Source organism: Streptomyces sp. NRRL B-1140, from assembly GCF_001280065.1.
In the GTDB taxonomy this organism is placed as follows: domain Bacteria; phylum Actinomycetota; class Actinomycetes; order Streptomycetales; family Streptomycetaceae; genus Streptomyces.
In genome coordinates this window covers 157,589-183,273 of record NZ_LGEA01000125.1, presented here as the reverse complement: position 1 = coordinate 183,273, position 25,685 = coordinate 157,589, and the positions used below count along the sequence as shown (strand labels likewise).

The following is a 25,685-nucleotide window of genomic DNA, read 5'->3' as shown; positions in this document are numbered from 1 at the left end:
AGGTTTCGCCTCCGGGCCGCTCGGGGTCACGCGCCCTTGGGCCGGGCCCTCACATGCATCCGCTCCCCCTGCGGCCCGAACAGGCTGAGGAACTCCACGGGCCCCTCCCCCGTCGACCCGAACCAGTGCGGCACCCGGGTGTCGAACTCGGCGGCCTCCCCCGCCGTGAGCACCACGTCGTGCTCGCCCAGCACCAGGCGCAGCCTCCCGGACAGCACGTACAGCCACTCGTAGCCCTCGTGCGTCCGGGGATCCGGCTCCTGCTTGCGCTTCGGTTCGAGGACCTTGTAGGCCTGCAGGCCGCCGGGCTGGCGGGTGAGCGGCCAGTGGGTGCGGCCGCCCATGACGATCGGCTTGGACCGCACCCGCGGATCCCCGGTGTCCGGGGCACCGACCAGCTCGTCCAGCGCCACCCGGTGGGCGCGCGCGATGGGCAGCAGCAGCTCCAGACTGGGTTTACGCAGGCCGGACTCCAGTCGCGAGAGGGTGCTGACGGAGATGCCGGTGGTCTCGGAGAGGGCCGCCAGGGTCACCTCCCGGTCCTTGCGCATCTGCCGCAGCCGGGGGCCCACGCCCGCGAGTACCTCGTCCGTCGTCATGGTCGTATTGCAGATTCGGCAAAGAGGTTTGTCAATCCCGCAGCCCCGGGGCGACGCTCGGCAGCGGAGGTGGTCATATGGCCGAGAAGTACGCAGTGGTGGTCATCGGCGGGGGCGCGGCGGGTCTGTCCGCCGCACTGGTGCTGGGACGGGCCCGGCACCGCACGCTGGTGGTCGACGCGGGCGAGCCGCGCAACGCGCCCGCCGCGCACATGCAGGGCTACCTGACGCGGGACGGCATGCCGCCCGCCGAGTTCCTGGCGAGCGGCCGGGAGGAGATCGCGCGCTACGGCGTGGAGCTGGTGCGGGACCGGGTGGTGGAGGTCGAGAAGGACACGGACTTCACCGTGGTGCTGGCCGGCGGCCGGACCGTGCGGGCCCGTCGGCTGGTCGTGGCGACCGGCCTGAAGGACGAGCTGCCCGCGGTGACCGGGGTGGCCGGGCGGTTCGGCCGGGATGTGCTGCACTGCCCCTTCTGCCACGGCTGGGAGGTACGCGACCAGCCGTTCGGTGTGCTGGCCACCACTGCGGCGAGTGTGCACCAGGCGCTGATGGTGTCCCAGTGGTCGAAGGACGTGCGGTTCTTCCTGCACACGGTCGCCGAGGAGGACCTGTCCGACGACGATCTGCGCCGGCTCGCCGCGGCCGGGGTGGAGGTGGTGCCCGGGGAGGTGGCGGAGCTGGTGGTCGAGGACGACCGGCTCACCGGCGTCCGGCTCGCGGACGGCACGACGCATCCGCGCTCGGTGCTGTTCCTCGCCCCGCGGGCCGTTCCGCAGACAGGCCTGCTGGAGCGGCTGGGTGCCGAGCTGCACGAGACGCCGTTCGGGGCGTACCCGGTGGTCGACCCGACCGGGCTGACGACCGTGCCGGGCGTGTGGGCCGCGGGCAACGCGATCGGGTTCGCCGAACAGGTCGTGCACGCGGCGAGCGGCGGATACCGGGCGGCGTCGGCGATCGTCGGGGACCTGCTGATGACGGACCTGGAGGCGGTCGCCCGGGTGTAGGGGCCCCGGCTCGCACCCGGGTCCGCCCCTCGACCGCCGGCACGGTTCCCGGGGTGGCTGCGCCCGATCGTCGCGGACCTGCCGATGGCCGGCCTCGACGGACCCGCCCAGGTGTAGAGGCACCGTCTCAGGTGCACCATGACTGCATGCTGCTGCACCGGCTGGCCCGAGTGTCCCGGGAGGTCGCCGCCACCTCGGCGCGGTCCCGCAAGACGGCTCTGCTCGCGGAGCTCTTCCGGGACGCCGAGGCGGAGGACGTGCCGATCGTCATCCCGTACCTCGCGGGACGGTTGCCGCAGGGCCGGATCGGCGTCGGCTGGAAGGTGCTGAGCCACCCGGTCGCCCCCGCCGCCGAGCCGGGCCTGACCGTGCGGGAGGCGGACGCACGGCTCGCGGAACTCGCCAAGGTGTCCGGCCCGGGCTCCCAGGCGGAACGGACCCGGCTGGTCGGGGAGTTGATGGGCGCCGCCACCGAGGACGAGCAGCGGTTCCTGCTCGGGCTGCTCACCGGAGAGGTCCGTCAGGGTGCCCTGGACGCGGTGGCGGTGGAGGGGCTGGCCCAGGCGACCGGGGCGCCGTCGGCGGACGTGCGCCGGGCCGTGATGCTCGCGGGTTCCCTCCAGACGGTGGCCGAGGCGCTGCTCGCGGACGGGCCCGCCTCCCTCGACCGCTTCCGCCTCACCGTCGGCCGCCCGGTGCTGCCCATGCTGGCGCACAGCGCCTCCTCGGTGGCCGAGGCGGTGGACAAGCTGGGCGTCTGCGCGGTGGAGGAGAAGCTGGACGGCATCCGCGTGCAGGTGCACCGGGACGGCGACACCGTGCGGCTCTACACCCGCACCCTGGACGACATCACCGACCGCTTGCCCGAAGTGACGGCCGCCACGCTTCAGTTGCGGGGTGAGCGGTTCATCCTGGACGGAGAGGTGATCTCCTTCGACGCGGACGGACGCCCCCGCTCCTTCCAGGAGACCGCCGGCCGCGTCGGCTCCCGCACGGACGTGGCGACGGCCGCCCGTGCCGTGCCGGTCTCCCCCGTCTTCTTCGACGTGCTGTCCGTCGACGGCCATGACCTGCTGGACCTGCCCTTCGCCGAGCGGCACGCCGAGCTGGCCCGGCTGGTGCCCGAGCCGATGCGGGTGCGGCGCACCCTGGTGTCCGGGCCCCGCGACACGCCCGCGGCGGAGGAGTTCCTCACCGAGACGCTGCAGCGCGGCCACGAGGGCGTCGTCGCCAAGGCGCTCGACGCCTCCTACAGCGCGGGGCGGCGCGGCGCGTCCTGGCTGAAGGTCAAGCCCGTCCACACCCTCGACCTGGTCGTCCTGGCCGCCGAGTGGGGCCACGGCCGCCGCACGGGCAAGCTCTCCAACCTCCATCTGGGCGCTCGCACCGCCGACGGCGGCCTCGCCATGCTCGGCAAGACCTTCAAGGGCATGACCGACGCCATGCTCACCTGGCAGACCGAGCGCCTCCAGCAGCTCGCCGTCGACACCGACGACTACGTCGTGAGAGTCCGCCCGGAACTGGTCGTCGAGATCGCGTACGACGGACTGCAGCGCTCCACCCGCTACCCGGCGGGTGTCACCCTCCGCTTCGCGCGCGTGATCCGCTACCGGGAGGACAAGCGCCCCGAGGACGCCGACACGGTCGAGGCCCTCCTCGCGGCGCACCCCGGGGTGAAGCCGTGAAACGCAGCGCCGGCCTGCTGCTCTTCCGCCCCGCCGACAACGGCGTCGAGGTGCTGCTCGGCCACATGGGCGGCCCCTTCTTCGCGCGGCGTGACGCCGGGGCGTGGACCGTGATCAAGGGCGAGTACGAGCCGGACGAGCCAGCCTGGGAGGCCGCCCGCCGTGAGTTCCGGGAGGAACTGGGCCTCCCCCCGCCCGACGGCGAGCCCATCGACCTCGGCGAGGTGAGGCAGACGGGCGGCAAGGTCGTCACGGCCTGGGCGGTGCGGGCGGACCTCGACCCGGCGACGATCACGCCCGGCACGTTCCGGATGGAGTGGCCTGCGAGGTCCGGACGGCTCCAGGAGTTCCCCGAAGTGGACCGGGTGGCCTGGTTCGGCCTCGACCGGGCCCGCGCCGTGATCGTCAAGGCGCAGGCGGCGTTTCTCGACCGGCTGGCGGAGCACTCGCCCTGAGGAGACACTCCCGCGTTGCGGTCCCCTCCGCCGCGCGGGAAGGTCGAGACACAGCCCGCTCCGAGGGAGGTCGGTCATGCCCATCGCAACGGTGAACCCGGCGAACGGCGAGACGCTCAAGACGTACGAGGCCATGGACGAGCAGGAGATCGAGCGCCGGCTCCAGCTCGCGGAGGCCACGTTCCGCACGTACCGGACGACGACCTTCGACGAGCGGGCCCGGCTGCTGCACCGGGCCGCCGACCTCCTCGAAGAGGACCAGCAGGACATCGCCCGCGTGATGACCACCGAGATGGGCAAGCCGATCCGGCAGGCCCGCGCCGAGGCGGCGAAGTGCGCCAAGGCCATGCGCTGGTACGCCGACCACGCCGGGGAACTGCTCGCCGACGAGGAACCCGCCGACTCCGACGTGAAGGACTCCGGCGCATCCCGCGTACGGGTGCGCTACCGGCCGCTCGGCCCGGTGCTGGCGGTGATGCCGTGGAACTTCCCGCTGTGGCAGGTGGTCCGGTTCGCCGCTCCCGCGCTGATGGCGGGCAACGTGGGACTGCTCAAGCACGCCTCGAACGTGCCGCAGACCGCCCTCTACCTGGAGGACCTCTTCCACCGTGCGGGCTTCACCGAGGGCACCTTCCAGACCCTGCTGATCGGCTCGGCCGCGGTCGACGACATCCTGCGGGACGAGCGGGTCAAGGCCGCCACCCTCACCGGCAGTGAGCCCGCGGGCCGCGCGGTCGCCTCCACGGCCGGCGAGATGATCAAGAAGACCGTGCTCGAGCTGGGCGGCAGCGATCCGTTCGTCGTCATGCTCTCCGCCGACATCGACCGGGCCGCCGAGGTGGCGGTGACCGCGCGGGTGCAGAACACCGGGCAGTCCTGCATCGCCGCGAAGCGGTTCATCGTGCACACGGACGTCTACGACGCCTTCGCCGAGCGGTTCGCCGACGGCATGAAGGCGCTGAAGGTCGGCGACCCCATGGCCGACGACACTCAGGTCGGCCCCCTCTCCAGCGAACAGGGACTGCGTGACCTGGAAGAGCTGGTCGACGACGCGGTGCGCGGCGGCGCCCAGGTGCTGTGCGGTGGCGAACGGCCGGACGGGCCGGGCTGGTACTACACGCCGACGATCCTGGCCGGGATCACCCGCGAGATGCGGATCCACCGGGAGGAGGCGTTCGGCCCCGTCGCGACGCTGTACCGGGCGGCCGACCTGGACGAGGCCGTGCTGATCGCGAACGACTCGCCGTTCGGGCTGAGTTCGAACGTGTGGACGCGGGACGAGGGCGAGGTGGACCGGTTCGTACGCGATCTGGAGGCCGGAGGGGTCTTCTTCAACGGCATGACCGCGTCCCATCCGGCGTTCCCGTTCGGCGGTGTGAAGCGGTCCGGCTACGGGCGTGAGCTGTCCGGGCACGGAATCCGCGAGTTCTGCAACATCACCACTGTTTGGCATGGTGCGTGAGTGTTGCGGGGCTACGATCCCGTCTGTGAACCGCGAAGTGACTCTGCCTCTGATCGTCGACGACCGCGGGACCCTGCAGGTGGCTGCCGCGGATGTCAGCAAGCTCTTGCGGACGGTGGGAGGGCGCTGGGTGCGGCTCGTGGAGGGCGGGGAGTCGGGTCTGGACGAGGACACGGTCGCCGAGTTGGCCATCGAGCTGGCGAAGCTGGCCGACCGGATCGATGTGGCCTGTATCGCGCACAGCAGTGGGACCGCCACCTGAGTGGTGCGGGTGCCTGGGGTGCTCGTCGGGTTCCCCGCGCTCTTGCGGCACCTGACGCGCCCTGGTGCGGAACACGGCATCCCCGATACGGAGTAGCTCCGCGCGAAGTCGGCGTACCGGCGGGTGATCGTGAGTGGACCACCCCTTGAGGTGACCCACTTCTGACCGGGGGGCTCAGGGCCTTCCGGGCGGCGAAAGCAGGCGCGGCTCATGGCGACTTTGTGCAGACCCTCGGTGTCCGTTCCAGAGCACGTGATCACGATGGAGGAGACCCTGGAGCTGGCGCGTGAGCGCCACGCCGGGCACCCTCAACTGCCGCTGGCCCTGAGGCTGATAGAGAACACCGGGGTGCGCACCCGGCACATCGTGCAGCCCGTCGAGGAGACGCTGAAGCACCCCGGGTTCGAGGACCGCAACAAGCTCTACGAGGCCGAGGCGAAGGCCCGGGTGCCCGCGGTCGTCCAGCGGGCGCTCGACGACGCCGGGCTGCTCGCCTGTGAAGTGGACCTGATCGTCTACGTGTCGTGCACGGGCTTCATGATGCCCTCGCTCACGGCCTGGCTGATCAACGAGATGGGCTTCGAGCCGACGACCCGGCAGCTGCCGATAGCCCAGCTCGGCTGTGCGGGCGGCGGCGCGGCCGTGAACCGGGCCCACGACTTCTGCACGGCCTACCCGGAGGCCAACGCGCTGATCGTGGCGTGCGAGTTCTGCTCGCTGTGCTACCAGCCCACCGACATCGGGGTCGGATCGCTGCTGTCGAACGGGTTGTTCGGCGACGGCATCGCCGCCGCCGCGGTCCGCGGCCGGGGCGGTGAGGGCGTCCGGCTGGAGCGCAACGGCTCGTTCCTGATCCCCAAGACCGAGGACTGGATCACCTACGACGTGAAGGCGACCGGCTTCCACTTCCTGCTGGACAAGCGGGTACCGGCGACGATGGAACCGCTCACGCCGGTGTTGCAGGACCTGGCCGGTGATCACGGCTGGGACGCCTCCGACCTGGACTTCTACATCGTCCACGCGGGCGGCCCGCGCATCCTCGACGACCTCAGCACCTTCCTGCACGTCGACCCGCGCGCCTTCCGGTTCAGCCGTGCCACGCTCACCGAGTACGGCAACATCGCCAGCGCCGTCGTACTGGACGCACTGCGCAGGCTGTTCGACGAGGGCGGCACCGAGCACCGGGCCCGCGGCCTGCTCGCCGGGTTCGGGCCGGGCATCACGGCCGAGATGGCCCTGGGCCGCTGGCACAGCGCGGACGGGACGAGGTGACATGAGCGAAGAGACGATCACCGAGGATCTGCCCCCGGTGCTGGACCGGCCCGTGCCCGGCCCGGCCGGCGTCGACGTCGACCCGGGCGGTGACGCCGAACGCCTCCCGGACCTGTCGGCCGTCCCCCGGTCCCGCCGCGCCGTCGCCGCCGCGTTCACGGCGCGGAGGGTGGAGCGGGTGCGCGAGCGGTGCCGGCGCATGCTGGCGGAACTGGTCGACGAGCTGCTGCAGGACGGCCCGCCCGCCGATCTGACCGAGGCCGTGCTCAGCCCGTTCGCCGGCGCTGTGATGTGCGAACTGATGGGCGTTCCGCCCGCCGACCGGCAGGGCATCCACGCCTGGACCCGGCTGATCCTGTCCTCCGCACACGCCGCCGGGACCGGCGAGAAGGCCAGGAGGGAGATGGGCGCCTGCTTCTCTGATCTCATCGGCCGGCGCGAGGGCGGCTCCGGCGAGGACGTGACGTCCCTGCTCGGGGCCGCCGTGGGCCGGCGGGAAGTGACCCTGGACGAGGCGGTGTCTCTCGCGGTCCTCCTCCAGATCGGGGGCGAGACGGTCACCGAGCGATGTGTCCGGTTGTTCCACGTCCTGCTGACCCGGCCCGGCCTCGCCGAACGGCTGCGTGCGGAACCGCAGATCCGCCCCAGGGCCCTCGACGAACACGTCTTCACCGGCCCGCAGACGACCGGCCCCGCAAGCAGCCCGGACCCGCAGGTCTCCTTCGGCTGCGGCCCGCGCGACTGGCCCGGCGGCCTGCCGGCCCGGATGGTGGCGGAACTGCTGCTCGACGCGCTCCTCGACGGCGTACCGGGCCTTCGGCTCTCCGTGCCCGCCGACGAGCTGCCTCTCAGAACGGGCTCACGGCCCCACGGGCCCGGGGCCCTGACCGTGACCTGGTGACCCGGCGATGACGGCGACGGAAGGCCTGCTCGTCCCACCCGGACAGGGCCGGATCATGGAGACCCCCGCCCAGCGCGTGACCTTCAAGGTGACCGGCACGCACTCCCGCACGGCCTCCACCTTCGAGGTGGTCGTCCCGCCGGGCTTCGACGTCGGCGCCCATGTGCACACCCGCAGCGAGGAGTTGTTCTACGTGCTCGAGGGCGAGCTGGACGTCCTCGCCTTCGAGCCTCGCATCCGCACCCCCGACAACTGGCGGACGTGGGAGTCCGCTTCGGGCAACCGGGTGGTGCGGGCGACACCGGGAACGGTGATCGCCGTGCCCCCGGGATGCCCGCACGCGTTCGCCAACCCGACCGACACACCGGCGAAGGTGTTCTTCCAGGCGAGCCCGCCACCCGATCACGAACGGTACTTCGAGGAACTGCTGGAGATCCTCGGCGGCGGGGGCCCACCGGACCACGCGGCGATCGAGGACCTGCGGGCGCGCTACGACATCGAGCAGCTGACGCCCCTCCGGCACCGCTAGCGGATGGGCACCCCGGCGAGGGTACGGGCGATGACCAGCCGCTGGATCTCGCTCGTGCCCTCGAAGATGGTGTAGATGGCCGCGTCCCGGTGCATCCGCTCCACGGGGTACTCGCGGGTGTAGCCGTTGCCGCCGAGGATCTGGATCGCCTGGGCCGTGACCTTCTTGGCCGTCTCACTCGCGAAGAGCTTGGACATCGACCCCTCGGCCGCCGTGAACGGCTTGCCGTTGATCGCCATCCAGGACGCGCGCCACACCAGCAGCCGGGCCGCGTCGATGGAGGTCCGCATGTCGGCGAGCTGGAAGGCGACACCCTGGTTGTCGATGATCGGCCGTCCGAACTGCTCACGCGTCTTCGCGTAGTCGAGGGCGACCTCGTAGGCGGCGCGGGCCGTGCCGACCGCCATGGCGCCGACCGCCGGGCGCGAGGCCTCGAAGGTGGCCATGGCCGCGTTCTTCACACGTTCGCCGCCCGCCCTGGCCCGCTCCCGCGCCCGGGCCAGCCGCTCGTCCAGCTTCTCCTTGCCACCGAGCAGGCAGGAGCCGGGCACGCGCACGTTGTCGAGGATGACCTCGGCGGTGTGCGAGGCGCGGATGCCGTGCTTCTTGAACTTCTGGCCCTGCGCGAGGCCCGGCGTCCCGGGCGGGACGATGAAGGAGGCGTGCCCCTTGGAGCCGAGCTCGGCGTCGACGACCGCGACGACGACGTGGACGTTGGCGATACCGCCGTTGGTCGCCCAGGTCTTGGTGCCGTTGAGCACCCACTCGTCCTTGGCCTCGTCGTACACGGCCCGGGTGCGCATGGAGGCCACGTCGGAGCCGGCGTCGGGCTCGGAGGAGCAGAAGGCGGCGACCTTGACGTCGTTGGCGTCGCCGTACATCTGCGGGATCCAGGTGCCGATCTGCTCCTCGGTGCCGTTGGCGAGGACGCCGACGGCGGCGAGGCCGGTGCCCACGATGGACAGGGCGATGCCCGCGTCGCCCCAGAACAGCTCCTCCATCGCCATGGGGATGCCGAGACCGGTCGAGTCGAAGTACTGCTGGGCGTAGAAGTCCAGGGAGTAGATGCCGACCTTGGCGGCCTCCTGGATGACCGGCCAGGGAGTCTCCTCACGCTCGTCCCATTCGGCGGCCGCGGGGCGGATCACATCGGCCGCGAAGCCGTGCAGCCAGTCCCGGACCTCCTTCTGTTCGTCGTTGAGCTCCATGGTGAACTCGGCCATGTCGTCCCCTCCAGCGGCACACATGCATGTTACTTGCGGTAACAGCAGTCTGTTACCGGTGGGTAGTCGAAGTCAACTCCTACCGACCGGTCGGCACCCGTTCGGTGTCGGGGGCACGCTTCAGTGTTAGTTTTCGCAGGCGTCATGGAAACAGCACGGGTGGGGAGAGACCATGGACACCACGCAGCGGACCGATCAGCAACGGTCCGCCGACCGCCGCCGGCGTGAGCTGCTGGAGGCCGCCGACCGGGTGGTGCTGCGCGACGGACCGCAGGCATCGATGAACGCGATCGCGGCGGAGGCCGGCATCACCAAGCCGATCCTCTACCGGCACTTCGGCGACAAGGGCGGACTTTACGCGGCCCTTGCCATGCGGCACACCGACGCCCTGCTGGACTCGCTGCGGGCGGCGCTGGACGCGCCGGCGGACCGGCGGGAGCGGGTCGAGGCGACGCTGGACACGTACCTCACGGCGATCGAGTTGCGGCCCCAGGTGTACCGGTTCCTGATGCACCCCGCGGAGGGGGGCCAGCCGGGGGACGCGGGGTTCGATGTCGGCAAGCACAGCGCGCCGTTGCTGCGGCGGATGGGCGAGGAGCTGGCGCAGGTCATCGAGGAGCGGCTGGATCTCGGGCCGGGCGGGCAGCAGCTGGCGCGGGTGTGGGGGCACGGGATCGTCGGCATGATGCATGCGGCCGGGGACTGGTGGTTGGGGGAACGGCCTTGTTCGCGGGCCGAGTTGGTTCGGAGTCTGGCTGATCTGTTGTGGGGCCGGCTTGCGGCTGCGGGGGATCGGGTCGGGGGGCCGGGGTTCTGACCGTCGTGTCCTGGCTGACTGCCGGTGGGGGTTGTTCGCGCAGTTCCCCGCGCCCCTGAGGCGTTGCCGCTCGGGCGCGGCAAGAGCCCGGGCGGCAACGGCGCCCTGCGATGGCGCTCAGGCGTTCCAAGAGGCCCGGGAGACTTGTCGCATCAGTCTGCGGTGGCGCCAGCCGCTCAGGTGGTCCGCGTAGATCCGGCCCTCCAGGTGGTCGCACTCGTGCTGCAGGCAGCGGGCGAAGAAACCCGTGCCGTGGACGGTGACGGGTTCTCCCGTCACCGTGAAGCCCTCGACGACCGCGTGGTCGTGTCGTTCCGTGCCCGCTTCCAGGCCCGGGAGGGACAGGCAGCCCTCCGGGCCCCTGATCACGATGCCGTCCGCTTCGGTCAGGCGGGGATTGACCACATGGCCGACATGGCGGACGTCCTCGTCGTCCGGGCAGTCGTAGACGAAGACCCTCAGCGGCTCGCCGACCTGGTTGGCGGCGAGGCCGACCCCTTGGGCGGCATACATCGTCGCGAACAAGTCCTCGACGAGACGGGCCAGTTCGGGGCCGAAGTCGGTGACCTCCGCGCAGGGTGAGTGCAGGAGCGGATCGCCGTGCAGGGTGAGGGGTCTCACGCGGCCGCGGGCGCCGGGGATGGAGCTGTGTCGCATGGCGGCAAGAGTAAGGTCCTGTCGGTCCGCGTCTCCCACACGAGTTCGCCACAGTGCCACGGTTCGGGAGTGCGAATGGATCTCGATAGGCTGAGGTCCACACCACGTGGCCGTCAGGCTTCAAAGCGCGGCGCGTACGCAAGGAGGATCGAGAACTGATGGCAGGCAACTCGGACCCGCTCTCGCCGCGGGCCAAGCTGGCCGTGACCGCGGGCAAGGCGGTCGCGGCGGCGTCACGCGCCGCAGGGCGCGGCAGCGGTTCGGTGATCGGCGGCCGGGTCGCGCTGAAGCTCGACCCCGACCTCCTCGCCCGGCTCGCCCAGAACCTGGACGTGATCCTGGTCTCCGCGACGAACGGCAAGACCACCACCACCCGGCTCATCGCCGAGGCCCTGCGCGCTGCGGGACCCGTCGTGTCCAACGCGCTCGGCGCCAACATGCCGGCCGGCATCACCTCGGCCCTCGCCGGCAGCTCCGACGCCCGCTACGGCGTCATCGAGGTCGACGAGAAGTACCTCGCCGGCGTCGCCCGGGACACCGCCCCGAAGTGCATCGCGCTGCTCAACCTCTCGCGCGACCAGCTCGACCGTGCCGCCGAGACCCGCATGCTCGCCGAGAACTGGCGGGAGGGCCTCGCGGGCTCCAAGTCGGTGGTCGTGGCCAACTGCGACGACCCGCTGGTGGTGTGGGCGGCCTCGTCCTCCCCCAATGTGATCTGGGTCGCCGCGGGGCAGATGTGGAAGGACGACGCCTGGTCCTGCCCGTCGTGCGGTGGCGTGATGCAGCGTCCCGGCGACGACTGGTTCTGCGGCGAGTGCGGCTTCCGCCGTCCCACCCCGAGCTGGGCGCTCTCCGGTGACCACGTGCTCGACCCGCACGGTTCGGCCTGGCCGATCCACCTCCAGCTGCCGGGCCGGGCCAACAAGGCCAACGCCGCCTCCTCGGCCGCCGTCGCCGCCGTGTTCGGGGTACCGCCGCAGGTCGCTCTGGAGCGCATGTACCAGGTGCAGGCGGTGGCCGGGCGGTACGACGTCGTCCAGTTCCAGGGCCGCGACCTGCGGCTGCTGCTGGCGAAGAACCCGGCCGGCTGGCTGGAGACGTTCTCCCTGATCGACCCGCCGCCCACCCCGGTCATCCTGTCGGTGAACGCACGCTCCGCCGACGGCACCGACACCTCCTGGCTGTGGGACGTCGACTACTCGCGCCTGACCGGTCACCCGATCTGCGTCGTCGGTGACCGGCGACTGGACCTGGCGGTGCGTCTGGAGGTCGCCGACCAGCACTTCCAGGTCTACGAGAACCTCGACCAGGCCGTGGCGGCGTGCCCGCCGGGCCGGATCGAGGTCATCGCCAACTACACGGCGTTCCAGGACCTGCGCCGCCGCGTCGGCAACTGAGCACGAGACGTCAGGGGACTTTTGTGAGCGACAACCAACTGCGCATCGTCTGGATCTATCCCGACCTGCTCAGCACCTACGGCGACCAGGGCAACGTGCTCGTCGTCGAACGCCGGGCGCAGCAGCGCGGCCTGGACGTGGCCCGGCTGGACGTGCGCAGCGACCAGCCGATCCCCACCTCCGGTGACATCTACCTGATCGGCGGCGGCGAGGACCGGCCGCAGCGGCTCGCCGCCGAGCGGCTGCGCCGGGACGGCGGGCTGACCCGGGCCGTGGAGAACGGCGCGATCGTGTTCTCGGTGTGCGCCGGTTACCAGATCCTCGGCCACGAGTTCATCAACGACCTCGGCCAGCGCGAGCCCGGTCTCGGGCTGCTGGACGTGGTGTCGGTGCGTGGCGAGGGCGCGCGGTGCGTCGGCGACGTGCTGGGCGACGTGGACCAGCGCCTCGGCCTGCCCCCGCTGACGGGCTTCGAGAACCACCAGGGCGTCACCCACCTCGGCCCCACCGCCCGCCCGCTCGCCCAGGTCCGGTTCGGCAACGGCAACGGCACGGGCGACGGCACGGAGGGCGCGTACAACGACACCGTCTTCGGCACGTACATGCACGGGCCGGTGCTCGCGCGCAACCCGCTGATCGCGGACCTGCTGCTGAAGCTGGCCCTCGACGTCAACGCGCTGCCGCCGACGGACGACCGCTGGTACGAGGCCCTGCGCAACGAGCGCATCGCCGCTGCTCAGCAGCCCGCCTAGCCGCGGCGCCGCCGCGTGCGCGAAGCACGCGTCAACCTGCTGGTCAACAGCCCGTATGACGACCCATCCGCACAGGTGAGCGGGGTCGTCCAGCAGGCGGACGCGTGCTTCGGTCCGGCCCCTCGGTGCCGCTAGGGTGGCGGGGATTCCAGCCGGACAACGTGGTCCGGTCCCCGGCCCACGTTGAGAAGGTATTTCGGGCTATGCGCATTGGTGTCCTCACGTCCGGCGGCGACTGCCCCGGCCTGAACGCCGTCATCCGGTCCGTCGTGCACCGCGCCGTCGTCGACCACGGCGACGAGGTCATCGGCTTCCGGGACGGCTGGAAGGGCCTCCTGGAGTGCGACTACCTCAAGCTCGACCTCGACGCGGTGGGCGGCATCCTCGCCCGCGGCGGCACGATCCTCGGGTCCTCCCGGGTCCAGCCCTCCCATCTGCGGGACGGTGTGGAGCGGGCCAAGGGCCATGTCGCGGAACTCGGCCTCGACGCGATCATCCCCATCGGCGGCGAGGGCACCCTCAAGGCCGCGCGGCTGATGTCGGACAGCGGTCTGCCCGTCGTGGGTGTGCCGAAGACCATCGACAACGACATCGCGGTCACGGACGTCACCTTCGGCTTCGACACGGCCGTGGGCGTGGCGACCGAGGCCCTGGACCGGCTGAAGACCACCGCCGAGTCCCACCAGCGGGTCCTGGTGGTCGAGGTCATGGGCCGGCACACCGGCTGGATCGCGCTGCACTCCGGCATGGCGGCCGGTGCGCACGCCATCGTCGTGCCCGAGCGGCCCTTCGACATAGAGGAACTGACCCGGCGCGTCGGCGAGCGGTTCGAGGCGGGCAAGCGCTTCGCGATCGTCGTGGCGGCGGAGGGGGCGAAGCCCCGGGCCGGGAGCATGGAGTTCGACGAGGGCGGCAAGGACATCTACGGCCACGAGCGGTTCGCCGGGATCGCCCGGCAGCTGTCCGTGGAACTGGAGGGGCGCCTCGGAAAGGAGGCCCGCCCGGTGATCCTCGGGCACGTGCAGCGGGGTGGCACGCCGACCGCGTACGACCGGGTGCTGGCGACGCGGTTCGGGTGGCATGCGGTGGAGGCGGTGCACCGGGGTGAGTTCGGGCACATGACCGCGCTGCGGGGGACCGACATCGTGATGGTGCCGCTGGCGGAGGCCGTGGAGACGCTGAAGACCGTTCCGGACGACCGGTACGACGAGGCGGAGACTGTTCTCTGAGGCTGTGCCCGTCTGCCGGGTGCGGGTTGTGTGTGGTTGATCGCGCCCACGTGGCGGAGCCGCAGATCCAATACAACCCCGCGCCCCTGAGGGACGCCGAACCGCCCCCGGTCGTAGCCGCGACCGGGGGCGGTTCTACTCTTGGGGGCGGACAGACTGCTGCACACCCCCACGAATCAGGAGCCGGCGGAATGGATCACAGCGGGCACGGCATGACCATGGATCTGCCGCCGTTCACGCTGGGGCGAGGTCTGGAGTGGTCGGCGGACCCGTTCTTCCTCGTCGCGTGCCTGGCCGGGCTCGCCCTGTACGGGTGGGGCGTCGTACGGCTCGTCCGGCGCGGGGACAAGTGGCCGGTGGGGCGCACGGTCGCCTACGCCCTGGGCGTGCTCAGCATCATGCTCATGATGTGCACCGGGCTGAACGACTACGGCATGGTCATGTTCAGCGTGCACATGGTGCAGCACATGGTCATCAGCATGGTGTCGCCCATCCTCATCCTGCTCGGGGCGCCGATCACGCTGGCCTTGCGGGCGCTGCCCACCGCGGGGCGGGGCCGCAAGGGGCCGCGTGAGCTGCTGCTGATGTTCCTGCACAGCCGGTACATGCAGATCATCACGCACCCGGCGTTCACGATCCCGCTGTTCATCGCGAGCCTGTACGGGCTGTACTTCACTCCGATCTTCGACACCCTGATGGGCTCCAAGGCGGGCCACATCGCGATGATGGTGCACTTCCTCGCCGTCGGCCTGGTGTTCTTCTGGCCGATCATGGGCGTGGACCCGGGCCCGCACCGCCCGGGCTATCTGATGCGGATGCTGGAGCTGTTCGCGGGCATGCCGTTCCACGCGTTCTTCGGGATCGCGCTGATGATGGCGTCCGAGCCGATGGTCGAGACGTTCAAGAACCCGCCCGCCTCGCTCGGCATCGAGGCGCTGTCCGACCAGAACGCGGCGGGCGGCATCGCCTGGGCGTTCAGTGAGATTCCCTCCGTGCTGGTGCTGGTGGCCCTGCTGTTCCAGTGGTACGCCTCGGACCAGCGGCAGGCCAGGCGCACCGACCGGGCCGCCGACCGCGACGGGGACAAGGAGCTGGAGGCGTACAACGCCTATCTGGCCTCGCTGAACACGCCGGGGCGCTGAAGACCTCTTCGGTACGGGCCGTGCGCGCCGGGCGTCCGCCGGGCACCATGGAGGCACCGGACCATGAGGAGGGTGTTGCGATGCCCGGTTCCACGAACGGTTCCAACTCGACCAAGACCATGGGAGCGCTCACGCTGGGCGGGCTGGTCGTGGTGACGGCCTACACGGTGGCGCTCGGGAGCAACGGCTGGCTGTGGTTCGGCTGGGTCGTCCTGGGCCTGATCACGCTGGGACTGGTGGTCACGACGCGCAGCACGTGACGGCTCACTCCCGGGTCAGCCGCCCCGCCGAGTGCACGCCGGGCTGGTACTTCGGGAGCCGGACGGTGATCTTCATGCCGGCTCCCACGGCGGTTTCGATGACGAGCCCGTGGCCGTCGCCGTAGACCTGGCGAAGCCGGTCGTCGACGTTGGAGAGGCCGATGCCGCCCGAGGGGCTGGCCTCGCGGGCGAGGATGCGGCGGAGCAGGCCGGGGTCCATGCCGGCGCCGTCGTCCTCGATGACGACGAGGGCCTCGGCGCCCGTGTCCTGCGCGGTGATCTGGATGTGGCACTTGCCCGAGGACGGGGCTTTGCCCTCCAGCCCGTGCTTGACGGCGTTCTCGACGAGCGGCTGCAGGCAGAGGAAGGGCAGGGTCACCGGCAGCACCTCCGGCGCTATCTGGAGGGTGACGGAGAGGCGGTCGCCGAAGCGTGCCCGCACCAGGGCCAGGTAGTGGTCGATGGCGTGGAGCTCCTCGGCGAGGGTGGTGAAATCGCCGTGCCGGCGGAACGAGTAGCGGGTGAAGTCGGCGAATTCGAGGAGCAGCTCACGGGCGCGCTCGGGGTCGGTGCGGACGAACGAGGCGATCACCGCGAGCGAGTTGAAGATGAAGTGCGGCGAGATCTGGGCCCGCAGCGCCTTGATCTCGGCCTCGATGAGGCGGGTGCGGGACTGGTCCAGATCGGCCAGTTCCAGCTGGACGGAGACCCACCGGGCGACTTCGCCGGCGGCCCGCACGAGCACGGCCGACTCGCGGGGCGCGCAGGCGACCAGGGCGCCGTGCACCCGGTCGTCGACGGTGAGCGGGGCGACGACCGCCCAGCGCACCGAGCAGTCGAGCCGGTCGCAGGTGAGGCGGAAGGCCTCGCCGCGGCCGGTTTCGAGGGCGCCCGCGAGGCGTTCCATGATCTCGGTGCGGTGGTGGGAGCCGTCACCGTCCCAGACCAGTACCTGCCTCCGGTCGGTCAGGCAGAGGGCGTCCGTTCCCAGCAGGGAGCGCAGTTTGCGGGCGGACTTGCGGGCGGTCTCCTCCGTCAGGCCCGCCCGCAGCGGGGGCGCGGCGAGGGACGCCGTGTGCAGGGTCTCGAAGGTGGCGTGCTCGACGGGGGTGCCGAGGCCGGCGAGGCTCTTGGCCCGTGCGGAGCGCCGGCCGAGCCAGACCCCGAGGGCCAGCACCGGGAGCACGGCGACGCACAGGCCCGCCAGGAATCCGCTCATGCCGTCACCTCGGTGCGCAGTTCCTCGGGCAGGTGGAACCGGGCCAGGACCGCCGCCGTGCCGGGCGGGACCCGGCCGGGGGTGGCCAGGGACACGAGGATCATGGTGAGGAAGCCCAGCGGCACCGACCACAGCGCGGGCCAGGCGAGCAGGGCGTGCAGGGCCGCTCCCTCACCCGGGTAGCCCGCCATGGTCGCGGCGACGGCAAGCAGGGCGGAACCGCCTCCGACCAGCATCCCGGCGGCCGCGCCGGGCGGGGTCAGCCGCCGCCACCAGATGCCGAGGACGAGCAGCGGGCAGAACGAGGACGCCGAGACGGCGAAGGCGAGCCCCACCGCGTCGGCGACCGGCAGCCCGCCGACCAGGACGCTCGCCGCGAGGGGCACGACCATGGCGAGGACCGTCCCGAGGCGGAAATGCCGTACGCCCCGGGACGGCAGGACGTCCTGGGTGAGGACGCCCGCGACCGCCATGGTCAGGCCCGAGGCGGTGGAGAGGAACGCGGCGAAGGCACCGCCCGCGACGAGCGCGCCCAGCAGGTCGCCGCCCACTCCCCCGATCATGCGGTCGGGCAGCAGCAGGACGGCGGCGTCCGGGTCGCCGGTGAGGGTGAGTTCGGGGGCGTAGAGGCGGCCCAGCGCGCCGTAGACCGGGGGCAGCAGGTAGAAGGCGCCGACCAGGCCGAGGACCGCGACGGTGGTGCGGCGGGCGGCGACGCCGTGCGGGCTGGTGTAGAAGCGGACCACGACGTGTGGCAGTCCCATGGTGCCGAGGAATGTGGCGAGGATCAGTCCGTACGTGGCGTACAGCGGGCGTTCCCCTCGGCTCTCGGCCTGCGACGGGGACAGGTCCCCGCCACCGCGCTCGGCGTCGGGGACGGGCGCGCCCCGGGCGAAGGTGAGCCGGGTGCCGCGCTCGACGCGGTGGCTTCCGGCGGTGAGTTCCAGGCGGGTGCCGGTGTGCGTGCGGCCGTCGACGGTGCCGGTCACCGTGACGCTCAGGGGCCGGTCCAGCCTCAGGTCGATCGAGTCGTCGACACGCACGACGCGCTGCTCGCGGAAGGTGGCCGGTTCGTCGAAGGCGTGCCGGGGTGCTCCGTCGCCCTGCCAGGTGAGGACGAGGAACAGGGCGGGGACGAGCAGGGCGGTGAGTTTCAGCCAGTACTGGAAGGCCTGGACGAAGGTGATGCTGCGCATGCCGCCGGCGGCGACGGTGGCGGTCACGACCACGGCGACGATCACTCCGCCGAGCCAGTCGGGCGCCCCGGTCAGCACGGTGAGGGTGAGTCCGGCGCCTTGGAGCTGGGGCAGCAGGTACAGCCAGCCGACGCCGACGACGAAGGCACCGGCGAGGCGCCGCACGGCCTGGGAGCCGAGGCGGGCCTCGGCGAAGTCGGGGAGGGTGTAGGCGCCGGAGCGGCGCAGCGGGGCGGCGACGAAGAGCAGCAGGACCAGATAGCCGGCGGTGTAGCCGACCGGGTACCAGAGCATGTCGGGGCCCTGCACGAGGACGAGGCCCGCGATGCCGAGGAAGGAGGCGGCGGAGAGGTATTCGCCGCTGATGGCGGCGGCGTTGAGGCGGGGGCCGACGGTGCGGGAGGCGACGTAGAAGTCGGAGGTGGTGCGGGAGATGCGCAGGCCGAAGGCACCGACGAGGACGGTCGCGACGACGACCAGGGCGACGGCGGGTATGGCGTAGCTGGAGTTCATGGGCGGCCGGGGTTCATCGATGGGGCTTCAGCGGTCTTCGACGAGACGTACGAAGTCGCGTTCGTTGCGCTCGGCGCGGCGGACGTACCAGCGGGCCAGCAGCACCAGGGGGACGTAGAGGCCGAAGCCGAGGACGGCCCATTCGAGGCGACGGGTGCCGGGCATCGCCGCGAAGAGCAGCGGGAGCGGGCCGACGAGCAGGACGAGAACCGCGAACACGGTGAGGGCGGCGCGCAGTTGGGTGCGCATCAGGGAGCGGACGTAGGTGTGGCCGAGGGTGGTCTGCTCGTCGATCTCGGTGCGCGGGCGGTAGTAGCCGGAGGAAGTCCGGCGGACTTGCCGGGGCGGACCGGTGACGACGACGCGGCGTTCGGAGTGGTCCTGGGGCACCGTCACGGCCTCCGCATGAGCAGGTCGCGCAGTTCACGCGTGTGGCGCCGGCTGACCTGGAGTTCCTCGGAGCCGACGAGGACGCTGACGGTGCCCGCGTCGAGGCGGAGTTCGCCGATGTGGCGCAGTGCTACGAGGTGGCGGCGGTGGATGCGGACGAAGCCGCGGGTGCGCCAGCGCTCCTCCAGGGTGGACAGCGGGATGCGTACCAGGTGGCTGCCCTTGTCGGTGTGCAGGCGGGCGTAGTCGCCCTGGGCCTCGACGTGGGTGATGTCGTCGACGGCGACGAAGCGGGTCACGCCGCCGAGTTCGACGGGTATGTGGTCCGGGTCGGGTTCGTGCACGGGGATGCGCGGGGCGGCGCCGCGCAGTTCGGCGGCGCGGCGGACGGCCTCGGCGAGGCGTTCCTTGCGGACCGGTTTGAGGACGTAGTCGACGGCCTTGAGGTCGAAGGCCTGCACGGCGAAGTCCTCGTGGGCGGTGACGAACACGACGAGCGGTGGCCGGGCGAAGCCGGTGAGCAGGCGGGCGAGGTCGAGACCGTCGAGGCCGGGCATCTGGATGTCGAGGAAGACGACGTCGATGGCCTCGGGCCCGCCCGGGCCGGACTCCAGGGCGCGGTTCATGCGGCGTAGCGCCTCGGTCGCGTCGCCGGCGCCCTCGGCGCTGCCGATGCGGGGGTCGGCGTGCAGGAGGTAGAGCAGCTCCTCCAGCGAGGGGCGTTCGTCGTCGACAGCCAGGGCACGCAGCATGAACCCGGAGTGTAGGGGTGATCCGAACATCTGGACATGCGCCGGGGGTGGACGTCTCCGCCGGACGCGGAGCCCGCGCCCGGCGGGGCGCGAGCCGGGGTGCCGGTGGATACAGTGCGGCCATGAACAGCAGGTCCACGCCGTTCGACGAACTCGACCGGAAGATCATCACCGCGTTGATGGCGAACGCGAGGACATCGTTCGCCGAGATCGGCACGTCGATCGGGCTGTCGGCCACGGCGGTCAAGCGGCGGGTCGACCGGCTGCGCGAGACGGGCGTGATCACCGGGTTCTCGGCGACGGTGAAGCCGTCGGCGCTGGGCTGGCGCACGGAGGCCTACGTCGAGGTGTACTGCGAGGGCGCCGCCCCGCCGCGGCGGCTGGCCGAGGTGGTGCGCGACTATCCGGAGATCGCCGCGGCGATGACCGTGACGGGCGGTGCGGACGCGCTGCTGCACGTGCGGGCGCGGGACGTGGAGCACTTCGAGGAGGTGCTGGAGCGGATCCGGCAGGAGCCGTTCATCCGCAAGACGATCAGCGTGATGGTGCTGTCCCATCTGCTGCCGGAGAGCCCGGAGGCGGGGGCGAGTCATCCGGCCCCGGAGGAGGTCTCCGGCGGCGCAGCAGACGTGCGCTGAGCGTCGGTAAGACGCAGCGTTCCTGCGCGGACGCGCAACCTTTGTTTCTTGTCGGACACCGCCGCCGGTTCCTACCGTTGTGTCAACCACCAGTCACACACCGTGAGGAAGCGGAGGGACCCCTCTGTGCCCGACTCCCGTGTGCCGCGCCGGCGGCGCTACCTCGTCTGCGAACCCAGACACTTCGCCGTGCAGTACGCGATCAACCCGTGGATGCATCCCGACGAACCCGTCGACGTCATCCGAGCCCTGGACCAGTGGCAGGCGCTGGTCGACACCTACCGCGTCCACGGCCATACCGTGGACAGTGTGAAACCCGTTCCGGGCCTGCCCGACATGGTGTTCGCGGCGAACGCGGCGGTCGTCGTCGACGGCCGCGTCTTCGGCTCGCTCTTCCACGCGCCCGAGCGCCGTCCCGAGTCCGTGCCGTACGAGGCGTGGTTCAAGACGGAGGGCTACGACGTCTACCACCCCGAGTCGGTGTGCGAGGGCGAGGGCGACCTGGTGCCGGCCGGCCGCTGGATCCTGGCCGGGACGGGCTTCCGGACGACCCGGGAGGCCCACAGCGAGGTGCAGGAGTACTTCGGGACGCCGGTGGTCAGCCTGACGCTGGTGGATCCGTACTTCTACCACCTGGACACGGCGCTGTTCGTCCTCGACGAGGAGCACGACGGGAACATCGTCTACTACCCCGAGGCGTTCTCGCCGGGCAGCCGCGAGGTGCTGGCCCGGCTGTACCCGGACGCGGTGCTCGCCACCCGCGAGGACGCGATGGCGTTCGGGCTCAACTCCGTCTCCGACGGGCGCCACGTGTTCATCTCGCCGGGGGCGACGGGTCTGGCCGGGCAACTGGCCGAGCGCGGCTACGTCCCCGTCCCCGTCGACCTGTCCGAGTTCCACAAGGCCGGTGGCGGCATCAAGTGCTGCACCCAGGAGATCCGGGAGATCCGCTCATGACCGCACCCGTCCGCACCGAGGACCCGCAGGGAGGCCGTGACGCGCGGCAGACGCGTGGCTCGCAGGAGCTGATCCGCGCGGAGGAACCGGTCCTCGCGCACAACTACCACCCGCTGCCGGTGGTCGTCGCCCGCGCCGAGGGCACCTGGGTGGAGGACGTGGAGGGACGGCGCTACCTCGACATGCTGGCCGGCTACTCGGCCCTGAACTTCGGCCACCGGCACCCGTCGCTGATCGATGCGGCCCACCGCCAGCTCGACCGGCTGACCCTCACCTCGCGTGCCTTCCACAACGACCGGCTGGCCGAGTTCGCGGAGCGGCTGGCGGCCCTCACCGGCATGGACATGGTGCTGCCCATGAACACCGGTGCGGAGGCGGTCGAGAGCGGGGTGAAGGTGGCCCGCAAGTGGGCCTACGACGTCAAGGGCGTGCCGGCCGACCGGGCGACGATCGTGGTCGCAGCGGACAACTTCCACGGGCGGACGACGACGATCGTCAGCTTCTCCACCGACGAGACGGCCCGGGCGGGCTTCGGGCCCTTCACCCCGGGGTTCCGGGTGGTGCCGTACAACGACCTGGCCGCGATGGAGGCCGCGGTCGACGAGACGACGGCGGCGGTGCTGATCGAGCCGATCCAGGGCGAGGCGGGGGGGATCATCCCGGACGAGGGTTATCTCGCCGGTGTGCGGGAGCTGACCCGCCGCAAGGGCTGTCTGTTCATCGCCGACGAGATCCAGTCCGGACTCGGGCGCACGGGCCGGACGCTGGCGGTCGAGCACGAGCCGGTGGTGCCGGACGTGCTGCTGCTCGGCAAGGCGCTGGGCGGTGGCATCGTGCCGGTGTCGGCGGTGGTCGGGCGCCGAGAGGTGCTCGGGGTGCTGCACCCGGGTGAGCACGGCTCGACCTTCGGCGGCAACCCGCTGGCCGCCGCGGTCGGTACGGCGGTGGTGGAGCTGCTGGAGACGGGCGAGTTCCAGCGCCGTGCGGCGGAGTTGGGCGTGATCCTGCGCGACGGTCTGACGGCCCTGATCGGCAGGGGCGTCGTCGGCTTCCGCTCGCGCGGTCTGTGGGCGGGCGTCGACATCGACCCGGCACTGGGCACCGGCCGCGAGATCAGCGAACGCCTGATGCGCCAGGGGGTCCTGGCGAAGGACACCCACGGCTCGACCATCCGCCTGGCCCCACCACTCACCATCACGGGCGAGGAGCTGACGGGGGCACTCGGGGCGCTGGAGAAGGCGCTGGGGTAAGGGGGGTCGGGTCGCGGGGGCCGGGGGGTGGACGGCATCCCGCCAGCTCGCGGGGCGGGGGCGGCGACTCGGGCCGGCCGCTCTCGGCGGGGCCGGGGGGGCCACCCCCGCCGGTTCACGGGATGGGGGCCGCGCCTCGGGCCGACCGCTCGTCGGGGCGGGGCGGCGGGGTTGGATCGCTCCCTCTGCGAGGCGGCGCACGGATGCGTCCGGCCCTCTGCGCGAGGCGGCACGGGGACGGGTGCGGTGTCGACCGGGCGGGTGCCGCACAGGCGTGCACACCGGCCGCCTGCCCGCCCCTCGTCGACCGGCCCTTTCGCCGCGCTCACGGAGCCGGACCGGCGTGCTGGTCCCGGGCCGGCCGCCCCACACCCACCAGCCCCGCGCCGCGCGCACCAAGCCAGGCCGGCGTGCCGGTCCCAGGCCGGCCACCCCCGTCGGCCGGCTCTCTCGCCGCGTGGACGGAACCGGGCGGCCGTGTCCGGCCGGTTCCGTCCCTCGGTCCGGCCGCAAAACGCTCCTCACCGCGCCGTGCCCCGGGCCCCGACCGGCCCGCACAAGCCGCCCCACGTCGCCGGAAGGGTGAAGATTGAGGCAAGAGGTGGTAGACCACTCTCAGCGACAGAGAGGTCGGCCGTGGGCGCAGACGAGGTGGGCGGTGTTGCCCGGCAGAGGTTCGACGTGGCCGACGCGGCGCCCCTGTTGCTCGATCCACAGGGTGTGGTGACGGGCTGGACCGACGATGCCCGGCGGCTGCTGGCGTACCCGGCTGCCGACGCGGTCGGCAGGAAGCTGGCCGACCTGCTGGTCGCCGAGGACGCGCAGCGCGTACCGGACCTGGTCGAGCGGTGCCGCAGGAACGGTTGCTGGACGGGGCTGCTGACGGCCCGCCGCAGGGACGGGCAGCCGGTGAGGGTGGCGGCCCGGATCGCCTCGGCCGAGGAGGCACAGGGCGGCGCGCAGTGGCTGTTGCTCTTGTCGGAGCTGTCCGGCGCCCCCGGCTGGGACATGAGCCGCACGGTTCTGGAGCAGATGGCGGCCGGTGCCCCGGTCGGGATCGCGATCGTGGACACGGACCTGCGCTTCGTGTGGTCCAACGCCGCGTTGGAGCAGTTCGGCGGCGGCCCGGCGGCGCGCCGGCTCGGGCTGCGCTTCGCGGATGTGCAGCCGGGCATGGACGCCCAGGCGGTCGAGGCGCAGATGCGGCACGTGCTGGAGACCGGCGAGCCGGTGGTCGGCTACGAGCACGTGGGCCATGTGCGCTCCGCCCCGCTGCGCGAGACGGCTCACATGCTGTCGTTCACCCGCCTCGAGGACGACCGGGGCCGGCCGATCGGCGTGTACTACACGGTCGTGGACATGACTGAGCGGCACCGTGCGCGACAGCGGCTCGCGCTGCTCGACCGTGCGGGCGAGAGCATCGGCCGCAGCCTGGACCTCACGCGCACCGCGCAGGAACTGGCGGACGTGGCCGTGCCGGGGCTGGCCGACTTCGTCACCGTGGACCTGCTGGAGTCGGTGCTGCGGGGCGGCGAACCGGTGCCCGGACCGCTCGCGGACTCGGGGGAACCGGTGGAGCTGCGCCGCGCCGGCTACCGGTCCGCGCAGGACGATCTCGTGGAGGCGGTCATCGAGATCGGCGAGGGGGTGGCCTTCCGCGCCGGGACGCCGCCGTTCCGCTGTCTGGCCACGGGACGTTCGTGGCGCGCGGAGCGGCTCGATCCGCTGACCCGGGACTGGACCACGCGGACCCCGAGCGGCCGCCGGGCCACGTTCCGGGAGCTGGGCCTGCACAGTGTGATGACCGTGCCGATCCGCTCGCGCGGCATCACCCTGGGCATCACGACCTTCTACCGGCGCGACGACCGGGAGCACTTCGACGAGGAGGACCTGCGGCTCGCCGAGGACCTCGTCGCCCGCGCGGCCGTCTGCGTGGACAACGCCCGCCGCTACACGCGCGAGCGGGACGCGGCGCTCGTCCTCCAGCGCAGCCTGCTCCCCCACCGGCTGCCCGAGCAGGACGCCGTCGAGGTGGCCGCGTGCTACCGGCCGGCGGACGAGCTGACCGGTCTCGGCGGCGACTGGTACGACCTCATCCCGCTGTCCGGGGCGCGGGTCGCCCTGGTCGTGGGCGAGGTGCCGGGGCACGGCATCGACGCCGCCGCGGCCATGGGGCAGTTGCGGACCGCCGTGCGGACCCTGGCGGCTCTGGACCTGCCGCCCGCGGAGGTGCTGGCTCACCTCGACGACCTGGTGGCGCGTTCGGCGCGGGAGGAGGGCTTCGAGCCCGGGACGATGGGGTCCGCGGGCACGCAGGGCGTGGGCTCGGCTTGCCTGTACGTCGTCTACGACCCCGTCGACGGGGGGTGTGCGCTGGCCGCGGCGGGGCATCCCGCCCCGGCCGTGGTGCGGCCCGACGGCTCGGTCGTGTTCGTCGAACTGCCGCAGGGACCGCCGCTCGGCGTGGGCGGCCCGCCCTTCGAGGCGGCCGAGCTGTCCCTGGCGGAGGGCAGCACCCTGGCGCTGCACACCGACGGACTGCTGGCCCGGGGCGAGACCTGGGCCGTCGACGCCGGCCGGGAGCGGCTGCGCCGGGCCCTGGAGCAGAAGGGCCCGCTCGAGTCGTACTGCCGCTCCGTGGTCGACGCGCTGGTCCCGGATCGTCCGTACGACGACGTGGCCCTGCTGATGGCCCGGACGAAACGTCTCGGCAGCGGGCAGGTCGCGGCCTGGGACCTGCCCTCGGACCCGGCTGTGGTCGCCGAGGCCCGCCGCACGGCCACGCGGCAGCTCGCGCTCTGGGGCCTGGAGGAGCTGGCCTTCACCACGGAGCTGGTGGTGAGCGAGCTCGTCACCAACGCCATCCGGTACGCCACCGGGTCCATCCGGCTCCGGCTGATCAGGGAGCGTGCCCTGGTCTGCGAAGTCCTCGACGGCGGCGCCACGGCGCCCCATCTGCGCCATCCCCGGACGACGGACGAGGGCGGGCGCGGGCTTTTGCTGGTCGCCCAGCTCACCCAGCGGTGGGGAACTCGCTTCGTCCCCGAGGGGAAGATCATCTGGGCCGAGCAGTCCTTGACGGATCTCTCCGGTGCGGACGGTTGAGGTTCGCCCATACCGT

General features: G+C 72.0%; 24 protein-coding genes and 1 pseudogene. 18 read left to right on the top strand and 7 right to left on the bottom strand.

Annotated features, from left to right (window positions below; genetic code table 11):
* Positions 1–26: 26 nt before the first annotated feature.
* Complete coding sequence (locus tag ADK65_RS30850) at positions 27–599, bottom strand: helix-turn-helix domain-containing protein (RefSeq protein ID WP_053674277.1); 573 nt, start codon at positions 597–599, stop codon at positions 27–29.
* 77 nt (positions 600–676) lie between these two features.
* On the opposite strand from ADK65_RS30850, the gene ADK65_RS30845 reads away from it, so the two are divergent.
* From ADK65_RS30845 to ADK65_RS30810, 8 genes and pseudogenes are all read left to right on the top strand, one after another.
* Positions 677–1,606 carry an NAD(P)/FAD-dependent oxidoreductase gene (locus ADK65_RS30845; RefSeq protein ID WP_053674276.1) on the top strand — a complete coding sequence of 310 codons (930 nt, stop codon included), beginning with the start codon at positions 677–679 and terminating at the stop codon, positions 1,604–1,606.
* A gap of 146 nt (positions 1,607–1,752) precedes the next feature.
* Complete coding sequence (locus ADK65_RS30840) at positions 1,753–3,291, top strand: ATP-dependent DNA ligase (protein ID WP_053674275.1); 1,539 nt, start codon at positions 1,753–1,755, stop codon at positions 3,289–3,291.
* The gene (locus tag ADK65_RS30835; protein ID WP_053674274.1) at positions 3,288–3,746 is read left to right on the top strand and encodes an NUDIX domain-containing protein; all 459 of its coding nucleotides are present in this window, start codon (positions 3,288–3,290) and stop codon (positions 3,744–3,746) included. Before ADK65_RS30840 ends, ADK65_RS30835 begins: the two co-directional genes overlap by 4 nt.
* Before the next feature lie 76 nt (positions 3,747–3,822).
* Complete coding sequence (locus tag ADK65_RS30830; RefSeq protein WP_053674273.1) at positions 3,823–5,208, top strand: NADP-dependent succinic semialdehyde dehydrogenase; 1,386 nt, start codon at positions 3,823–3,825, stop codon at positions 5,206–5,208.
* A 25-nt stretch (positions 5,209–5,233) separates the two neighbouring features.
* A complete protein-coding gene (locus ADK65_RS30825; protein ID WP_033307522.1) occupies positions 5,234–5,470 on the top strand; it encodes a DUF6213 family protein in 237 nt (78 codons plus the stop codon).
* A 204-nt stretch (positions 5,471–5,674) separates the two neighbouring features.
* Positions 5,675–6,742: pseudogene (locus tag ADK65_RS30820) on the top strand (type III polyketide synthase); the annotation flags it as partial.
* A gap of 1 nt (position 6,743) precedes the next feature.
* Positions 6,744–7,643 carry a hypothetical protein gene (locus tag ADK65_RS30815; protein WP_053674271.1) on the top strand — a complete coding sequence of 300 codons (900 nt, stop codon included), beginning with the start codon at positions 6,744–6,746 and terminating at the stop codon, positions 7,641–7,643.
* A gap of 7 nt (positions 7,644–7,650) precedes the next feature.
* A complete protein-coding gene (locus ADK65_RS30810) occupies positions 7,651–8,172 on the top strand; it encodes a cupin domain-containing protein (protein ID WP_053674270.1) in 522 nt (173 codons plus the stop codon).
* Here ADK65_RS30810 and ADK65_RS30805 read toward each other — a convergent pair.
* On the bottom strand, positions 8,169–9,395 hold the full coding sequence (locus ADK65_RS30805) for an acyl-CoA dehydrogenase family protein (protein WP_053674269.1): 1,227 nt from the start codon (positions 9,393–9,395) through the stop codon (positions 8,169–8,171). The two genes, ADK65_RS30810 and ADK65_RS30805, sit on opposite strands and share 4 nt — an antisense overlap.
* Before the next feature lie 172 nt (positions 9,396–9,567).
* On the opposite strand from ADK65_RS30805, the gene ADK65_RS30800 reads away from it, so the two are divergent.
* Positions 9,568–10,212 carry a TetR family transcriptional regulator gene (locus ADK65_RS30800; RefSeq protein ID WP_053674268.1) on the top strand — a complete coding sequence of 215 codons (645 nt, stop codon included), beginning with the start codon at positions 9,568–9,570 and terminating at the stop codon, positions 10,210–10,212.
* A 117-nt stretch (positions 10,213–10,329) separates the two neighbouring features.
* Here the strand turns inward: ADK65_RS30800 and def are convergent, their stop codons facing one another.
* Positions 10,330–10,869 carry a peptide deformylase gene (gene def / locus ADK65_RS30795; protein ID WP_053674267.1) on the bottom strand — a complete coding sequence of 180 codons (540 nt, stop codon included), beginning with the start codon at positions 10,867–10,869 and terminating at the stop codon, positions 10,330–10,332.
* Between the two features lie 158 nt (positions 10,870–11,027).
* On the opposite strand from def, the gene ADK65_RS30790 reads away from it, so the two are divergent.
* The 5 genes from ADK65_RS30790 to ADK65_RS30770 all read left to right on the top strand — a co-directional run bounded on the left by ADK65_RS30790 (position 11,028) and on the right by ADK65_RS30770 (position 15,649).
* Positions 11,028–12,266, top strand: a complete 1,239-nt coding sequence (locus ADK65_RS30790) for a MurT ligase domain-containing protein (RefSeq protein WP_053674266.1) — start codon at positions 11,028–11,030, stop codon at positions 12,264–12,266.
* Positions 12,267–12,289: 23 nt separating this feature from the next.
* Positions 12,290–13,018, top strand: a complete 729-nt coding sequence (locus tag ADK65_RS30785; RefSeq protein ID WP_033307231.1) for a type 1 glutamine amidotransferase — start codon at positions 12,290–12,292, stop codon at positions 13,016–13,018.
* Positions 13,019–13,221: 203 nt separating this feature from the next.
* A complete protein-coding gene (locus ADK65_RS30780) occupies positions 13,222–14,247 on the top strand; it encodes a 6-phosphofructokinase (protein ID WP_053674265.1) in 1,026 nt (341 codons plus the stop codon).
* Between the two features lie 191 nt (positions 14,248–14,438).
* Complete coding sequence (locus ADK65_RS30775) at positions 14,439–15,389, top strand: cytochrome c oxidase assembly protein (protein ID WP_053674264.1); 951 nt, start codon at positions 14,439–14,441, stop codon at positions 15,387–15,389.
* A gap of 80 nt (positions 15,390–15,469) precedes the next feature.
* Positions 15,470–15,649 carry a hypothetical protein gene (locus ADK65_RS30770; protein WP_030835374.1) on the top strand — a complete coding sequence of 60 codons (180 nt, stop codon included), beginning with the start codon at positions 15,470–15,472 and terminating at the stop codon, positions 15,647–15,649.
* A 4-nt stretch (positions 15,650–15,653) separates the two neighbouring features.
* On the opposite strand, the gene ADK65_RS30765 is transcribed toward ADK65_RS30770, so the two are convergent.
* The 4 genes from ADK65_RS30765 to ADK65_RS30750 are packed head-to-tail and all read right to left on the bottom strand — an operon-like array spanning position 15,654 to position 19,719.
* Entirely contained in the window at positions 15,654–16,868 is a 1,215-nt protein-coding gene (locus tag ADK65_RS30765; RefSeq protein ID WP_053674263.1) for a sensor histidine kinase, read from the bottom strand.
* Positions 16,865–18,577 (bottom strand): cation acetate symporter, encoded by a 1,713-nt coding sequence (locus ADK65_RS30760; protein WP_053674262.1) that lies wholly within the window; start codon positions 18,575–18,577, stop codon positions 16,865–16,867. The genes ADK65_RS30765 and ADK65_RS30760 overlap by 4 nt, the downstream gene beginning before the upstream one ends.
* Positions 18,578–18,604: 27 nt before the next feature.
* Positions 18,605–18,967 carry a hypothetical protein gene (locus ADK65_RS30755; protein WP_053674359.1) on the bottom strand — a complete coding sequence of 121 codons (363 nt, stop codon included), beginning with the start codon at positions 18,965–18,967 and terminating at the stop codon, positions 18,605–18,607.
* Between the two features lie 2 nt (positions 18,968–18,969).
* The gene (locus ADK65_RS30750) at positions 18,970–19,719 is read right to left on the bottom strand and encodes a LytR/AlgR family response regulator transcription factor (RefSeq protein WP_053674358.1); all 750 of its coding nucleotides are present in this window, start codon (positions 19,717–19,719) and stop codon (positions 18,970–18,972) included.
* Between the two features lie 122 nt (positions 19,720–19,841).
* Between ADK65_RS30750 and ADK65_RS30745 the strand changes: the two genes are divergently transcribed.
* The 4 genes from ADK65_RS30745 to ADK65_RS30730 all read left to right on the top strand — a co-directional run bounded on the left by ADK65_RS30745 (position 19,842) and on the right by ADK65_RS30730 (position 25,669).
* Positions 19,842–20,357 (top strand): Lrp/AsnC family transcriptional regulator, encoded by a 516-nt coding sequence (locus ADK65_RS30745; protein ID WP_053674261.1) that lies wholly within the window; start codon positions 19,842–19,844, stop codon positions 20,355–20,357.
* Between the two features lie 126 nt (positions 20,358–20,483).
* Entirely contained in the window at positions 20,484–21,314 is an 831-nt protein-coding gene (gene ddaH, locus ADK65_RS30740) for a dimethylargininase (protein ID WP_053674260.1), read from the top strand.
* Positions 21,311–22,564 (top strand): ornithine--oxo-acid transaminase, encoded by a 1,254-nt coding sequence (rocD, locus tag ADK65_RS30735; protein ID WP_053674259.1) that lies wholly within the window; start codon positions 21,311–21,313, stop codon positions 22,562–22,564. Before ddaH ends, rocD begins: the two co-directional genes overlap by 4 nt.
* A 636-nt stretch (positions 22,565–23,200) precedes the next feature.
* The gene (locus ADK65_RS30730; RefSeq protein ID WP_053674258.1) at positions 23,201–25,669 is read left to right on the top strand and encodes a SpoIIE family protein phosphatase; all 2,469 of its coding nucleotides are present in this window, start codon (positions 23,201–23,203) and stop codon (positions 25,667–25,669) included.
* The last annotated feature ends 16 nt before the right edge of the window (positions 25,670–25,685 follow it).

Excerpts from the sequence above, each read along its gene's own strand:
- ADK65_RS30845 (WP_053674276.1), top strand. The coding sequence starts at position 677 with ATGGCCGAGAAGTACGCAGTGGTGGTCATCGGCGGGGGCGCGGCGGGT.
- ADK65_RS30745 (WP_053674261.1), top strand. The coding sequence starts at position 19,842 with ATGAACAGCAGGTCCACGCCGTTCGACGAACTCGACCGGAAGATCATC.
- ADK65_RS30750 (WP_053674358.1), bottom strand. The coding sequence starts at position 19,719 with ATGCTGCGTGCCCTGGCTGTCGACGACGAACGCCCCTCGCTGGAGGAG.
- ADK65_RS30775 (WP_053674264.1), top strand. The coding sequence starts at position 14,439 with ATGGATCACAGCGGGCACGGCATGACCATGGATCTGCCGCCGTTCACG.
- def (WP_053674267.1), bottom strand. The coding sequence starts at position 10,869 with ATGCGACACAGCTCCATCCCCGGCGCCCGCGGCCGCGTGAGACCCCTC.
- ADK65_RS30840 (WP_053674275.1), top strand. The coding sequence starts at position 1,753 with ATGCTGCTGCACCGGCTGGCCCGAGTGTCCCGGGAGGTCGCCGCCACC.
- rocD (WP_053674259.1), top strand. The coding sequence starts at position 21,311 with ATGACCGCACCCGTCCGCACCGAGGACCCGCAGGGAGGCCGTGACGCG.
- ADK65_RS30765 (WP_053674263.1), bottom strand. The coding sequence starts at position 16,868 with ATGAGCGGATTCCTGGCGGGCCTGTGCGTCGCCGTGCTCCCGGTGCTG.
- ADK65_RS30800 (WP_053674268.1), top strand. The coding sequence starts at position 9,568 with ATGGACACCACGCAGCGGACCGATCAGCAACGGTCCGCCGACCGCCGC.
- ADK65_RS30850 (WP_053674277.1), bottom strand. The coding sequence starts at position 599 with ATGACGACGGACGAGGTACTCGCGGGCGTGGGCCCCCGGCTGCGGCAG.
- ADK65_RS30790 (WP_053674266.1), top strand. The coding sequence starts at position 11,028 with ATGGCAGGCAACTCGGACCCGCTCTCGCCGCGGGCCAAGCTGGCCGTG.
- ADK65_RS30805 (WP_053674269.1), bottom strand. The coding sequence starts at position 9,395 with ATGGCCGAGTTCACCATGGAGCTCAACGACGAACAGAAGGAGGTCCGG.
- ADK65_RS30810 (WP_053674270.1), top strand. The coding sequence starts at position 7,651 with ATGACGGCGACGGAAGGCCTGCTCGTCCCACCCGGACAGGGCCGGATC.
- ADK65_RS30830 (WP_053674273.1), top strand. The coding sequence starts at position 3,823 with ATGCCCATCGCAACGGTGAACCCGGCGAACGGCGAGACGCTCAAGACG.
- ADK65_RS30780 (WP_053674265.1), top strand. The coding sequence starts at position 13,222 with ATGCGCATTGGTGTCCTCACGTCCGGCGGCGACTGCCCCGGCCTGAAC.
- ADK65_RS30760 (WP_053674262.1), bottom strand. The coding sequence starts at position 18,577 with ATGAACTCCAGCTACGCCATACCCGCCGTCGCCCTGGTCGTCGTCGCG.
- ADK65_RS30815 (WP_053674271.1), top strand. The coding sequence starts at position 6,744 with ATGAGCGAAGAGACGATCACCGAGGATCTGCCCCCGGTGCTGGACCGG.
- ADK65_RS30770 (WP_030835374.1), top strand. The coding sequence starts at position 15,470 with ATGCCCGGTTCCACGAACGGTTCCAACTCGACCAAGACCATGGGAGCG.